The organism is Sedimentibacter sp. (assembly GCF_033447055.1).
Taxonomy (GTDB): domain Bacteria; phylum Bacillota; class Clostridia; order Tissierellales; family Sedimentibacteraceae; genus Sedimentibacter.
On the sequence record NZ_JAWQJF010000094.1, the window covers coordinates 1 to 14,068 of the forward strand.

Below are 14,068 nucleotides of genomic sequence, written 5' to 3' on the forward strand. Positions count from 1 at the left end.
CCAGCCTTCATTTCCCCATTATGAACGTATGTACTGCTGTCGAACCCGGGAACAGCATTTGAATGTAGTTTTTTAATTGTACCGTAATAAAATCCGTCAAATGCTGTTTGTGTTCCTCCGTTTTCCAATACTCTTCTGTACTGAAGCAATACTTTCTGACCAACTTTTAAACTGCTGTATTCGTATGTATTTATTTTAAAAGAAATTTTTACTTTGCTGTCATCAACTATTGTTGCAATGTGAGCATCCTCAACAATGTCCCCTTCTTCTACCGTAAATTCTGAAAGTCTTCCTTTAATTGGAGCACTGATTACTATGCCGTCATATGGGTTAATCTGACTGATGTCTGTAATATCTTGGTTTATTTTATCTTCTAAATCATCAATTTTTCCTTCAATAACTTCATTTATATCCTGTATATCTTCTTGCTTTTTTTGTATGCTGTCTGTCAAATCTTCTAAAATATCACCTAGGTTAGCAGCTGATAAACGAACTAAGTTGTCTCCCTTTTTAGTCATTTGATTAGGTTCAACAAAAACTTCTTCAACAGTATATGTTACAGAAACACTCATTCCGTTAGAATCAGTAATTCCTTCCGGCTTTGGTGCCGTTATGGACCCTCCCCAATTGCCGTTTAATTGTCCTGTTATGTTTACGCCTTGCTTAATATCTCCTCTTTCCACAGCTTTTGTTGAATATCTAGGGCCTGTAGAAACTTGTGAAGAATCAGGAATTAACTGCTTAGCTGTTAAATAACCTCCAAAAAAAACCACTGCTAAGACTAGTACTATAGATATTATTTTTTTATACATTTTTTACCCCTCCACTACTTACATCAGATACTATTTCTCCGTCCACTAATCTAATAATACGGCTTCCATATTCGGCAATTTCTTCTTCATGCGTAACCTGTACAATTGTCATAGACTTTTTTTCGTTTAACTCTATAAATAATTGCATAATCATATCACCAGTCTTGGTATCCAATGCACCGGTTGGTTCGTCTGCAAGAATAATCGCAGGATTTCCAACTATTGCTCTTGCAATTGCAACTCTTTGCTGCTGACCTCCGGACATTTGTGATGGCAGATGGTGCATTCTTTCCTTTAATCCAACCATTTCCAATGCATTCTCAGCAAGTTCTCTTCTGGTCTTCATGTTCATCCCCCTATAAATTAAAGGAATTTCAACATTTTTAATTGCATTCATGCGTGGAAGCAAATGAAAATTTTGAAAAACAAATCCTATGAACATATTTCTTATTTCTGACATTTTTGAATCATTCAGTTTATCTACAAGAGTTTCCGAAAGCTCATAAGTTCCGCTTGTAGCGTGGTCCAAGCAGCCTATTAAATTAAGAAGAGTTGATTTGCCTGAGCCGGATGGCCCCATGATTGAAACAAATTCTTTTTCCTTTATTGTAAAAGAAATATTTTTCAATGCTTCAACTTGAATTTGACCTGATTTATAAAGTTTGGAGATATCCTCCATTTTAATAATTTCCATATTTCACCTCTCTTATTACCTATTACATCAGTCCATTATTTATGACGTAAATATATGTTAAAAAGTTCTCTGATTTTAACATTTTAAAATATATTTATAAAAAACAAAAGACCGGTATTACGCGATCTAAGTTTATAAGAAAGAACGACTCAGTCGTTCCATTAATTTTGCTATTTTATTTCATCTATGTTTATGGAATCAATCCATACTTTATTTTGTCCTTCATATTCTATATAAATATTTAACGAATCTGCATCAGTAACATTTATTGGAACAGTTACTTGAGACCACATATCATCATAACTATTCATAGATGTGTGAAAATTTGATGTTATAACTCCATCTTTATATGCTTCAAGTACAATTAAGACTGTTACATCTTTCTCGGATTTTATCTTAGCTGCAATCCCAATTTGTTTTCTAAGCATGTAGTTGAATTTTTCATCTGTAAAATCCACTACCGCAAAAAGAGATTTTACTTTTCCTTCACTGTCATTTCCAACAAATAATGCACTTTGTCCCTCAAGATATATATCATTGTCTATTGTTGCTCTGGAGCCTGTATATTCTACTTTATCAATTAGTTCATCATTTAAATACATTTGTGTTGAATCACTTATTGATGTTGAAGGCTGTTGCTCTTCCACTTCCGTATTGTCAGAATTCGCCTCAGATTCTTCGATTTGTTGATTTTCATTAACATTTCCAGCTTCCGCTGAAACTTCTTTTTCTTTACTGAAACTTTCAATCAAAAAATTCCCAATGAGCAAAACCAACACAACTATTAGAATAGACACAGCAGCTCTTAAAAACTCCTTATTTAATAATATTCCTGCTTTTGGTTTTTCAAATTTCTCATTTGCATTATTGTTATTTAAATAAATATTAAGCACAGAATCATCATTTTCATAATTTTTCGGATTTTCTTCATCATCTTGGTTTACCTTAAAATTATTTCTATGTACAATATTTTGTTGTTCTTTTTCAATAAATTCAGAAGGAGCCACATCATTTAATTTTTCAGCACCAAATATCATAGAATATATAGATGAACTTTTAAGTTCATTTAACACATCATTTGGAAATATATATTCTCTCGTGAGACATCTTACGATTATTTTTAAAATATCCGGCGGTATTGTATCTGATATATTGTAATCAACTATCTCTGTGCCCGCAAATATAAAATGAATTATATTACCAAGACGTTTAAAAGTCTCATTATCTGCTATATCATATTCCTGTTCAAAAATTAGATTGCAGTCCACCAAAACATTACCACTTCCATCAATGTACAACCTATCCAAATCAAGAATTTTTTGCTGTACAGCATCTGTCATATTGAATATATCAGATCCTAGACTAATAACTTTCGACGACAAATTAAACTGTTGCTTCAATGTTAGACTTTTAACTAAAAACTCTCTGATTTTTTTGAATTCGGTATTTAAAGGCTTTGTGAAAATATAAATGCGATCTTCTGTATTATAGCATTCCAAAATGTTGGATGAGATTTGTTTAAGTTCTTCTATGTTGATAAGATTAATAACTTTTTGGCTTGTTATTACATTGCTGTAAAATATTTCACCCGTATCATTGTCCTTGCATTCCAAAACTCTTTGGAATACATTTTCAAAAATAGTACGGATAACCTTATAATTATTATTCATAAGCCTACCTCCGAATATTCTTTATTATATATTAACAATAATTTCGACAAAAATAAAGATGTTTTTGTAATTTTTTACAACAAAAAGATGAGAATGTTTATTCCTCATCTTTTCTTATTTCATATTCAACATTTTCAACAATATTTTCTTTAAAATCTTTATCTTTTTCATTTTTCTTGTTTCCGTCGTTTTCAAAATAATATCTTCTTGTTTTATTAAAAACCACAGTGAAAAGAAAAACCAACATCACAGCATCATCAATGATACTGTATCCTAAAACAGGAGCCGGAATTAAGTCTGCAGGACTCAAAATGTATATCAAAGGAATTATTACCCACCATTTTTCCTTTAGAGAAATATTTTTATCTAATAGAAATTTTATAATAATATAAAATCTGCTCATATATTTCTACTGTAAAAATTCTACATTCGGCAATTTTTTTTGAAGCTTCATTGCGAAATTATTTGCAGAATCACTAGTTTTAGAATTTCCTAAAACAATATGGGTTATTTCCTTTTCAACTGCAAAATCCACAATTGCTTTTATAACATCCTTTGATCTTTTTACTATTAAATTAGCTCCAACATCTTTAGTAATTTCAAATAAATATTCTAATGCATCTCCATCACTTAAATTATATAAAAACTTATCATTTTCATTAACAACATGTATAACATATAAATTACTGCCATCATCTTTTGACAACTCAAAACCATGCTCTATAAGTATTTGACATGTTTTTTGTTGCGTAACACATACCAACACATTTTTATGCATCGCTATTCTCCTTAAATGGCGGGAATATGTGGGAATTGAACCCACCCAGGACGGTTTAACGCCCCGCAACTGGTTTTGAAGACCAGGAGGCACACCAGCACCTATCTATCCCCATCAGATTAATGATAACATAATATAAAAATTTTTACAAGCAATATTTTCACTCCGAGATATTATAAACATCCACACACTCAGTTGAAATTTTTGTTTCCATTATATCAGTCAATGCTGATATAGTATCCAAAGAAGTGAATACATTTATTGAAGCTTCAACTGATGTTCTTCTGATTCTGAAACCATCAGTGCTTACATCATTAGCTTTTGTTGGTATATCAACTACTATGCCAACATCTCCGCTTCTTATATAATCAATTAAATTTGGTTTTGCTTCTCTAACTTTTTTTACTATGTCTGAATTAATTCCATTTTTATTAAGATATTTGGATGTATTTTCAGTTGCAACGAATTTATATCCCATCTGATATAATTTTAAAGCAATAGGCTTAAAGTTATCTTTATCCCTGTCTCTTATTGTTGCCAGAATTTTTTTGTTCTTATCAGGCATTTTAACTCCTGCAGCAATAAATCCTTTATACAATGCTTCATTGTAGCTTTTTCCTACACCTAAAACTTCTCCTGTAGATTTCATTTCAGGTCCTAGACTCACATCAACTCCATCAAGTTTCTGGGTTGAAAACACAGGAACTTTAACAGCCACAAGATTAGATTCCTTATACAGCCCTGTTCCATATTCCATATTTTTTAATTTTTCACCAAGCATAACTCTTGTAGCAATTTCAATCATAGGAATTTTTGTAACTTTGCTGATATAAGGCACAGTCCTGCTTGAACGAGGATTAACTTCAATTATATAAAGTTCATTTTCAAATTCTATAAACTGTATGTTTACCATACCAACAGTTTTTAAAGCATTAGCTATTTCTTTAGTTATAACTCCAAGTTGTTCTTTAATGCTCACGCTTAAATTTTTAGGAGGATATATGGATATACTGTCTCCGGAATGAATTCCTGCTCTTTCTAAGTGCTCCATAATTCCCGGTATAAGAACATCCTCACCGTCACATATCGCATCTACTTCTATTTCACGACCGACTAAATATTTATCTATAAGAACAGGGTTCTTTGTATCTTTTTCAAAAGCACTGCTTAAATAAGATGATAAATCTTCTTCATTATAGGTAATTTCCATGCCTTGACCCCCAAGCACATAAGAAGGTCTTACAAGAACAGGATAACCAACGCTGTTTGCTGCTTTTATTCCATCATCTAAATTCATTACAGCCTTGCCTTTTGGCCTTTTTATTCCCAATTTTTCTAATATTGCATCAAATTTTTCTCTGTCTTCAGCCATATCAATTTGTTCGGGATCAGTTCCCAAAATCGGTATATTTTTTTCTTTAAAGAAATTAGCAAGCTTTATGGCCGTCTGTCCTCCAAATTGAAGAATTACTCCGTTTGGATTTTCTTTTTCAACAATGTTTAACACATCTTCCTCTGTTAAAGGTTCAAAATACAATTTATCGGCAATATCAAAATCTGTACTTACAGTTTCAGGATTATTGTTAACTATTATCGTTTCAATTCCACATTTAGCTAGTGCAAATATACTGTGAACTGAACAATAGTCAAATTCAACCCCCTGTCCTATCCTTATAGGACCGGAACCAATAACAAGAATTTTCTTTTTATCTGAAATATTAACTTCGTCATATTCATCATAAGTAGAGTAATAATAAGGCGATACAGCTTCAAACTCTCCCCCGCAAGTATCAACCATTTTATATACTGCTTTAATATTGTGCTTCATTCTTAAGTTATATATATCACCTGGTTTTGCCTTAATAAAATCTGCTATCCCTTTATCGGAAAAGCCCATTTTTTTAAGCTTTCTAAGCCATTCTTCATCAAGTTCTGAAATATTTGCATTTCTTAGAAGCTCTTCTTCTTCAACTATATTTAATATTTTGTGAAGGAAAAATTTATCAACTCCTGTGAGCTCAGCAATTTTTCCAATTCTGTATCCTCTTCTCATAAGTTCTGCCAGATAAAAAAGTCTTTCATCATCGGGGGTTTGTATTCTAGCCTTAAGTTCAACCATACTTTTTTCTGCAGCTTTTTTGCTGTATAAGGTATATTGTTTTATTTCAAGAGAACGAACAGCTTTAAGCAATGCCGCTTCAAAACTGTTTCCAATAGCCATAACTTCCCCTGTAGCCATCATCTTTGTTCCAAGACTTCTTTTAGCTTTGAAAAATTTATCAAAAGGCCATTTTGGTATTTTCAAAACTACATAGTCCAGCGTTGGTTCAAAAGCAGCAGAAGTTTTGCCGGTTACTGCATTTTTAATTTCATCAAGATTGTAGCCGAGTGCAATTTTTGTAGCTACATTTGCAATTGGATAACCGGTTGCTTTAGAAGCTAGAGCTGAAGAACGGCTTACCCTTGGGTTGATTTCTATAATTGCATATTCAAAACTGTTTGGATTAAGTGCAAGCTGAACATTGCATCCTCCTTCAATTCCAATTGCATCAATTATTTTAATTGATGAAGTTCTAAGCATTTGATACTCAACATCTGAAAGAGTTTGTGAAGGCGCAACAACTATGCTGTCCCCTGTATGAACCCCGACAGGGTCAAAGTTTTCCATATTGCATATAGTAATGCATGTTCCATTTTTATCACGCATTACTTCATATTCAATTTCTTTCCAACCTTTAATGCTTTTTTCAATAAGAACCTGGTTATTCATGCTAAGCTGAAGTCCTGCCGACAATATTTCAGTCATTTCATCCTCACTATTAGCAATTCCACCCCCTGTTCCACCTAAAGTGTAAGCAGGCCTTATAATCACAGGGTACCCAATTCGAGCCGCTACTTTTTTGCCTGATTCAACATCATTTACAATTTCCGAATCGACTATTGGCTCACCTATTTTATTCATCATATCTTTGAACAATTCTCTGTCTTCACCAATTTTTATAGATTCGATGCTAGTTCCAATAACCCTTACATTATATTTATCAAGTATTCCCTTGTCATATAATTCAACGGTTAAATTAAGTCCTGTTTGTCCTCCCATGCCCGCTATTACACTATCCGGTCTTTCTTTTGCAATTATTTTCTCAACATATTCAACTGTTAGTGGTTCTATATACACTTTATCTGCAATTTCTGCATCCGTCATTATTGTTGCCGGATTAGAATTTACTAATATTGTTTCTATTCCTTCTTCCCTTAATGAGCGGCAACACTGCGTTCCCGAATAATCAAATTCAGCAGCCTGACCTATTATTATAGGACCTGACCCTATTACCAACACTTTTTTTATACTTTTATCTAAACCCATGTTGTTCTCCTTTGAATAAATTAATGAAATCCTCAAAAATGATGTTTGAATCATGTGGACCAGGGCATGCTTCAGGATGATATTGAACACCCATTACAGGAAGTGTTTTATGTCTAAGCCCTTCCACAGTGCCATCATTGATATTAATATGTGTGATTTCCAAATCATCAGTCAATGAATCAGTCTTTACCATGTAACCATGATTTTGTGAAGTAATTGTAACTTTACCGGTTTTCAAATTTTTAACAGGGTGATTGCATCCTCTGTGCCCAAATTTCATTTTTTCTGTTTCAGCTCCAAAAGCCAGTGCAATAATTTGAATTCCCAGACAAATGCCGGCAACAGGCATTTTCCCTATCAATGATTTTACAGTTTCAATTACATCTGGCAAATCAGTAGGATCTCCAGGGCCATTGGATAAGAATATCCCATCCAAATTATGTTTCAATATTTCTTCTTCGCTTATATGTGCTGGGAAAATTGTTAGTTTGCATCCTTTATTCACAAATGAATTCAATATATTTGTTTTTATTCCGCAGTCTATTACACCAATGTGAAGATTTCCCTCTCCTATTGTTTTAACTTTTTCAGGTGTTACCATATCTACAGCATTTGTATTGGAGAAATTATTAAACATATTAGTTATTTCATCATCACTTAAATCATTTGTGGTTATAATACCTTTCATTGTCCCGGCATTACGAAGTATTTTAGTTAATTGTCTTGTGTCAATGCCTTCAATACCCATTATGTTATTCTTTTTTAAATAAACATCTAAATCTATTTCACATCTGAAGTTGTTTGGCACTTTGCAAGCTTCTCTGACTATAAATCCTTTAACTTTTGGAAATGATGACTGTGAATCATCTAAGTTTGTTCCGTAATTTCCTATTAAAGGATATGTCATAGTTACTATCTGACCATAGTAAGACGGATCTGTTAATATTTCCTGATATCCTGTCATTCCAGTATTAAACACTACTTCTCCAACAGTTTCAGAAATTTTTCCAAAACATTCACCTTCAAATACAGTTTTGTTTTCTAGTATTAATTTTCCTTTCATATTTTCCTCCAATAAATCATATTTATTAATAACCTGTATATACAAAAAACAGCTGCTTCACTAATAAAAATAGTGAATACAGCTATTTGTAAAATTCAAATCATTTTTTATAAAATATTCTATTAAACTTTGTATATTTATCAACTTGCACTTATCTTTATTATCTTTATAGTCCATATTCACACCCCTAGTTTTATCTATAAAAAAATATCACAAGTAGAAGTGTTTGTCAATATGTATTTTTAAAATAATTTCAGAATATTTTTAAATTTTCGAGTATTAATACAATTGCAGTATATCAACACATTCGCAAAATTCATTGTTAGTTTTAATGCTTATTTCTGAAATAATATCCAACTCCCCACTTGGTGAGAATGTATTCGTAATTTTTATCTTTATTTTCTATTTTCTCTCTAAGTCTTCTTACATGGACATCAACAGTTCTTAAATCTCCAAAATATTCATAACCCCAAATAATTTCTAAAAGCTCTTCTCTTGAAAATACTTTTCCCGGATTAGTTGCAAGCAATAGCAACAGGTCAAATTCTTTTGCTGTTAAATTTATTTCCTGTCCGTGAAGACTCACTTTTCTTCCCAAAGCATTAATAATAAAATCATCAACTACTATAGTTTGTTCATTTGGCTTTTGAGAAACTCCTTTTGTCCTTCGAAGTATAGCTTTCATTCTGGCTTTAAGCTCTAAAATATTAAAAGGCTTGGTCACATAATCGTCAGCCCCATACTCCAAGCTTAAAATTTTATTCATATCCTCACTATTTGCTGTTAAAATTAATAATGGAGCGTTTGTTATTTCTCTAATTTTCTGACAAACTTCAAGGCCATCCATTTCAGGTATAATCAAATCAAGAAGTATTATATCATACTCGATTAAAGCGATTTTTCTTAATGCTTCATTGCCATCCAGTGCTGAATCAACTTCATAATTATCTTGCTCCAAGCTATACTTGAGTCCCTTAATCAATAAAAGCTCATCATCTATGATCAATACTTTCATTTATTACGCTCCTTAAATTAGTTTGTTACAAAAATTAAACTTTTATTAATATTACATTGGTTTACAAAAAATGTCAAGAACAATATTAAATAAAAGTAAAATTAAAGTAAAATACAAATTTATAAAACTAAAATAGAACTCTGTCATTTCCAACTCTTTTTGTCACTTTTATCATATCAAAATGCTCAAGAAGACCAATAGCAATTTTGCGATTTGTATTCAATAAATCTCTGTATTCCGCAGCAGTTATTTTATTATTTTGCATTATATAATTAATTAAAATTGTTTTTGCTTCATCATAAATGCTTGTAATTGTTATACCAACATCATTAACTTTAATAAGTTTTTTTTCGTCAAGCATGAAAGCTAAAATATCCTCTGCTTTGTTATTATTTATTTTTAGCAACAAATCTTCTTGCTTCATGAAATCAAATTTTGCTTCAATTAATGATTTGTTTATTATTCCTTCAATTTTTTTATACAATTCATCATATTGTATTTGAAAATAAGGAAGAAACAGAAATTCACCATCCTGTTTTATCAATCCTTTTTCTGTAAACGATAAAACTGCCAAATCAAATACATTCTGCTTTAGTGTCGGAAGAAACTTACTTTTAATTTCAGACTTCTTGGCTCCCTTTGAATACTTATTGTTTTCGTGGTAAGCAAAAATATATTTTTCGATATTTTCTTCAAGTTCTCTTTCAAAACTTTTATGCCACACATATGTATCATTTTTTAGTTTAAATAGAGATAATTTTTCTTCTTCTTCAAGCAATTCAACACTGTTTTTGATTTCTTCTTCAGTCAAAGCTGTTATTTTGGCAATTTCAGCAATAGATGGAACTAATTTAGAATTTTCTCTTATTATCTTTTCTATAACATCAGTGCTTGATCCTTTTTCTTTAACTGTAAGTTCTTCTATAAGCTTGTCGTCAAATCTTTTCTTTTTCTTTGGAACAGGCTCAATTATTTCTCCTCCTCCGATTGTTTCCATTGGAGAATAAAATCTTACAATAAACTTATCAGATCTTCTTACTGCAATTTCTTCTTCAAGCCTTAACTGCGCATAACAGCTTTCCCCAGGAGAAAGTTCTTCTCTGTCAAGGAGAACCACCCTGCAAAGTACTTCGCTCGTTCCTGTATACAAATGGAGTCTTGACCTGTTTTCAACAATGCGCCTTGAACTTTTTAACAAATTAAGCTTAACATCAAGCATCATTGTATTTTTCATGGAATTAACAGGAGCAATTACGCACCCTCTGTAAATTTCAGTTTTTTTTATATTTGATAAATTTATAGCCGTTCTTTGACCTGCGTATGCTTTATCAGCATCACTTGAATGAACTTGAATATTACGAATTTTGCATATTTTATTTACAGGATATATTTCTACTTCGTCGCCCTTTTTTAAAATTCCCGAAATTAATGTGCCTGTTATTACAGTTCCAAAACCTGTAATAGAAAATGCCCTGTCAATTGGAAGTCTCGGAATAGTGTTTAAATCTCTTTGTTCTACTTCAGTATTTGTTTGCTTGCATATAACATCAACCAAATTATTTATTCCATAACCTGTCTTAGATGATACCTCAACCATTGGCGCATTTTCTAAAAATGTATCCTTTAAAGCTTCTTTTATATCTTCTTTTACAAGTTCAAGCCATTCAGGATCTATTAAATCATACTTAGTAAGCACAACAATTCCTTTTTTAACTCCAAGAAGATTGAGTATATTCATATGTTCCGTTGTTTGTGGCATCATTCCTTCATCTGCAGCAATTACAAGAAGAACTAAATCCATGCCGATTACTCCTGCCAGCATGTTTTTTATAAATTTCTCATGTCCGGGCACATCAATTATGCCTGCTTTGTTTCCATCAGGAAGATCAAAATATGTAAATCCTAAATCTATTGTAATTCCTCTTCTTTTTTCTTCTTCCCACCTGTCAGTTTCTCTGCCGGTCAACGCTTTTACCAAAGTTGTTTTGCCATGGTCAATATGACCAGCTGTTCCAATAATTATGTTCATAATGTCCTCCGGGTAATTTACTCAAAAATATTTTTCAATGATTCACAAATCAAATTTATTTCACCTTCAAGGACTGTCCTTAAATCTATAATAAAACTATCATTTACAATTCTTCCTATTATTGGTGTTTCCAAATGTCTTAATTGTTTTTCTAAATGAGCTGTTGTCATTGTTTTTGGTTTAAAATATACCGCTAGACTATCTATTCTTTCAAGAGGAAGAGAACCTCCTCCTATTTGAGATTCACAACTTTCTATGCTTATATCGCAGGAATCTTTTATGACAGGGTACAGCTCATTGTACAGTTCTTCTGCTTGAATTTTTATATCCTTAATTCCTCTGTTTATTAATTTCAACACCGGCAAGTTTTTAACAGCCCTTTCTTCATCAATATATTCATGAAATACAGCTTCCAAAGCTATTGCTGTAAATTTATCGATTCTTAAGGCTCTTGTGAGAGGATGCTTTTTAATTTTGTCAATTAAATGTTTTTTTCCTACAATAATTCCCGCCTGAGGTCCGCCTAAAAGTTTGTCACCGCTGAAGCACACAATATCTACTCCTGCTTTAATAGATTCCTGGACCGTCGGTTCATATGAAAGTCCATATTTTCTTAAATCGACCAATACTCCGCTCCCTATATCTTCTATAACAGGAATATTATTTTTATGGGCAAGGCTGGCAAGTTCCTCAAGTGATACTGATTCTGTAAAACCAACTATTCTGTAATTGCTTGTATGTACTTTTAATAAAGCTGTTGTTTCATCTGTTATGGCATTTTCATAATCAAATAAGTGGGTTTTATTGGTAGTTCCAACTTCCACCAATTTGCCGCCGCTTTGAGCCATTACATCAGGGACTCTAAAGGAACCGCCTATTTCCACAAGCTCTCCTCTTGATACAACGACTTCCTTGCCTTTTGCCAAGGCCGACAAAATTAAAAGCACCGCTCCGGCATTGTTGTTAACCGCCATTGCAGACTCAGCTCCTGTAATTTTCGTAACAATTTTTTCAAAGTGAGAATACCTTAAACCTCTTTCTCCTGCTTCTAAATCGTACTCAAGGCTTGAATAACCTGTTATTGTTTTTTTGACTCTTTCAGCAATTTCCTCAGATATGACTGCTCTTCCTAAATTTGTATGAAGAATTGTTCCGGTTCCGTTTATGACTCTTTTCATATTAAATGAGGTTAACAATTTTACATCCTTTGAAATATCATCAATTATTGTTTCTATTCTTTTGTTTATTTTCTCCTCACTATCACAAACATTTATATATTCTCTTAAATCTTCTGTTGCTTTTCTTACAGATTCCAATACATATTCTCTGCTGCAATTTTCTGATAGAATTTTAATTTCATCCGTTTCCATTAGCGTATCAATCTTTGGAATGCTCCTGTAATATTGTTTTTTGTCCATTGTTTGCTCCTTGGCATCAAATCTAAAAAATTAATAATTAAACTAAATTGATAAATTTATTTTGCTTTTCTGTAACTCTGCCTATAAATGCAAATTCTGTATTTAAATTTTGTTTTAGATCGTTCATAATATCTTCCAAATAACTTTCATCAACAGAAAATAACAATCCTCCTGATGTTTGAGGATCATATGCTAAATCTATATACTCTTCTTCAATACCTTCACAACTAACTTTGCTATCACAATATTTTCTGTTTCGATATGAACCCTCAGGAACCAATCCCATTTGCGAATATTCAAACGTGCCTTCAATAACAGGTACGCTTTTTATATTTATAACAAACGTAACCTTGCTTGCTTCAGCCATTTCTGCAGCGTGGCCTACAAGACCAAAGCCAGTTATGTCAGTACAGCTGCTAACCGGATAATTTTCGATAACCCTCTTAGCATTTTTGTTAAGTTCCGCCATCACGTGAATGGCTTTCTTCTCTGTTTCCTTTGAACACATGGAAGCTTTAATTGCTGTATTGATTATTCCTGTACCTATTGGCTTTGTTAATATCAAAACATCTCCTGGTTTTGCTCCATAATTTTTAAATACTTTGCTAGGTTCAACAAAGCCGGTTACACACAGTCCGTATTTAGGCTCATCATCTTCAACGGAATGTCCTCCTGCAACGGTCGCTCCTGCTTCCATCACTTTAGAAGCTCCGCCTTTTAATATTTCAGCCATAACATCAGGACTAAGACAATTTGGAAATCCTATTATATTAAGTGCTAATACAGGTTCTCCCCCCATAGCATAAACATCACTTAAGGAATTAGCTGCTGCAATTTGGCCAAAAGTATACGGATCATCAACAATTGGTGTAAAAAAATCAACCGTTTGAATCATAGCTAAATCGTCATTTATTTTATATACTGCTGCATCATCTGACGTTTCCAGCCCTACAATTAATTTATCATTTTTAATTGATAATATCAAGTAATTTGCGAAATGCCATTATTCCTGGACGTCTGCCTTTGCCAGGCCGAAGGCCTATGATTATGTTGTGTTTTTTTAGATTGTGTAAGATGCGCATAGCACTAGCCTTGGGTATTCCTGAAAGTTTTATAAAATCACTCGAGTTAAAAATAGGGCGTCGGAACAACGTATCGAGTGTCTTTATAGCGTATTGCGAATGCGTAACTTCTGCGATACGTTCTTTTTTTTGTTTATATA

The 14,068-nt window shown here is 32.4% G+C and carries 10 protein-coding genes, 1 tRNA gene and 2 pseudogenes; all 13 read right to left on the reverse strand.

Going from position 1 to position 14,068, the window contains the following annotated elements; translation table 11 throughout:
* Nucleotides 1-812, reverse strand: an 812-nt coding sequence (locus tag SA378_RS06260) for an efflux RND transporter periplasmic adaptor subunit (protein ID WP_318525125.1), incomplete at its 3' end; no start/stop codon positions are given.
* Nucleotides 805-1,506, reverse strand: coding sequence for an ABC transporter ATP-binding protein (locus tag SA378_RS06265; protein WP_318525126.1), 702 nt, complete (start codon nucleotides 1,504-1,506; stop codon nucleotides 805-807). The genes SA378_RS06265 and SA378_RS06260, both read right to left, overlap by 8 nt.
* Before the next feature lie 170 nt (nucleotides 1,507-1,676).
* A complete protein-coding gene (locus SA378_RS06270) occupies nucleotides 1,677-3,176 on the reverse strand; it encodes a hypothetical protein (protein WP_318525127.1) in 1,500 nt (499 codons plus the stop codon).
* A 97-nt stretch (nucleotides 3,177-3,273) separates the two neighbouring features.
* On the reverse strand, nucleotides 3,274-3,579 hold the full coding sequence (locus SA378_RS06275) for a YkvA family protein (protein ID WP_318525128.1): 306 nt from the start codon (nucleotides 3,577-3,579) through the stop codon (nucleotides 3,274-3,276).
* A 6-nt stretch (nucleotides 3,580-3,585) separates the two neighbouring features.
* On the reverse strand, nucleotides 3,586-3,954 hold the full coding sequence (locus SA378_RS06280) for a universal stress protein (RefSeq protein ID WP_318525129.1): 369 nt from the start codon (nucleotides 3,952-3,954) through the stop codon (nucleotides 3,586-3,588).
* 16 nt (nucleotides 3,955-3,970) lie between these two features.
* Nucleotides 3,971-4,067, reverse strand: a tRNA-Sec gene (locus tag SA378_RS06285).
* A 47-nt stretch (nucleotides 4,068-4,114) separates the two neighbouring features.
* On the reverse strand, nucleotides 4,115-7,321 hold the full coding sequence (gene carB, locus SA378_RS06290; RefSeq protein WP_318525130.1) for a carbamoyl-phosphate synthase large subunit: 3,207 nt from the start codon (nucleotides 7,319-7,321) through the stop codon (nucleotides 4,115-4,117).
* Nucleotides 7,308-8,384, reverse strand: a complete 1,077-nt coding sequence (carA, locus tag SA378_RS06295) for a glutamine-hydrolyzing carbamoyl-phosphate synthase small subunit (RefSeq protein WP_318525131.1) — start codon at nucleotides 8,382-8,384, stop codon at nucleotides 7,308-7,310. Before carA ends, carB begins: the two co-directional genes overlap by 14 nt.
* Before the next feature lie 328 nt (nucleotides 8,385-8,712).
* Nucleotides 8,713-9,399 carry a response regulator transcription factor gene (locus SA378_RS06300; RefSeq protein WP_318525132.1) on the reverse strand — a complete coding sequence of 229 codons (687 nt, stop codon included), beginning with the start codon at nucleotides 9,397-9,399 and terminating at the stop codon, nucleotides 8,713-8,715.
* A gap of 127 nt (nucleotides 9,400-9,526) precedes the next feature.
* Nucleotides 9,527-11,431: a selenocysteine-specific translation elongation factor gene (gene selB / locus SA378_RS06305; protein WP_318525134.1), complete on the reverse strand. Its 1,905-nt coding sequence runs from the start codon at nucleotides 11,429-11,431 to the stop codon at nucleotides 9,527-9,529.
* Between the two features lie 14 nt (nucleotides 11,432-11,445).
* A complete protein-coding gene (selA, locus tag SA378_RS06310) occupies nucleotides 11,446-12,846 on the reverse strand; it encodes an L-seryl-tRNA(Sec) selenium transferase (RefSeq protein ID WP_318525133.1) in 1,401 nt (466 codons plus the stop codon).
* 37 nt (nucleotides 12,847-12,883) lie between these two features.
* Nucleotides 12,884-13,807 (reverse strand): annotated as a pseudogene (gene selD / locus SA378_RS06315) (selenide, water dikinase SelD); the annotation flags it as partial.
* A 7-nt stretch (nucleotides 13,808-13,814) separates the two neighbouring features.
* A pseudogene (locus tag SA378_RS06320) lies at nucleotides 13,815-14,068 on the reverse strand (Fic family protein); the annotation flags it as partial.

Excerpts from the sequence above, each read along its gene's own strand:
- SA378_RS06265 (WP_318525126.1), bottom strand. The coding sequence starts at position 1,506 with ATGGAAATTATTAAAATGGAGGATATCTCCAAACTTTATAAATCAGGT.
- SA378_RS06270 (WP_318525127.1), bottom strand. The coding sequence starts at position 3,176 with ATGAATAATAATTATAAGGTTATCCGTACTATTTTTGAAAATGTATTC.
- SA378_RS06275 (WP_318525128.1), bottom strand. The coding sequence starts at position 3,579 with ATGAGCAGATTTTATATTATTATAAAATTTCTATTAGATAAAAATATT.
- SA378_RS06280 (WP_318525129.1), bottom strand. The coding sequence starts at position 3,954 with ATGCATAAAAATGTGTTGGTATGTGTTACGCAACAAAAAACATGTCAA.
- carB (WP_318525130.1), bottom strand. The coding sequence starts at position 7,321 with ATGGGTTTAGATAAAAGTATAAAAAAAGTGTTGGTAATAGGGTCAGGT.
- carA (WP_318525131.1), bottom strand. The coding sequence starts at position 8,384 with ATGAAAGGAAAATTAATACTAGAAAACAAAACTGTATTTGAAGGTGAA.
- SA378_RS06300 (WP_318525132.1), bottom strand. The coding sequence starts at position 9,399 with ATGAAAGTATTGATCATAGATGATGAGCTTTTATTGATTAAGGGACTC.
- selA (WP_318525133.1), bottom strand. The coding sequence starts at position 12,846 with ATGGACAAAAAACAATATTACAGGAGCATTCCAAAGATTGATACGCTA.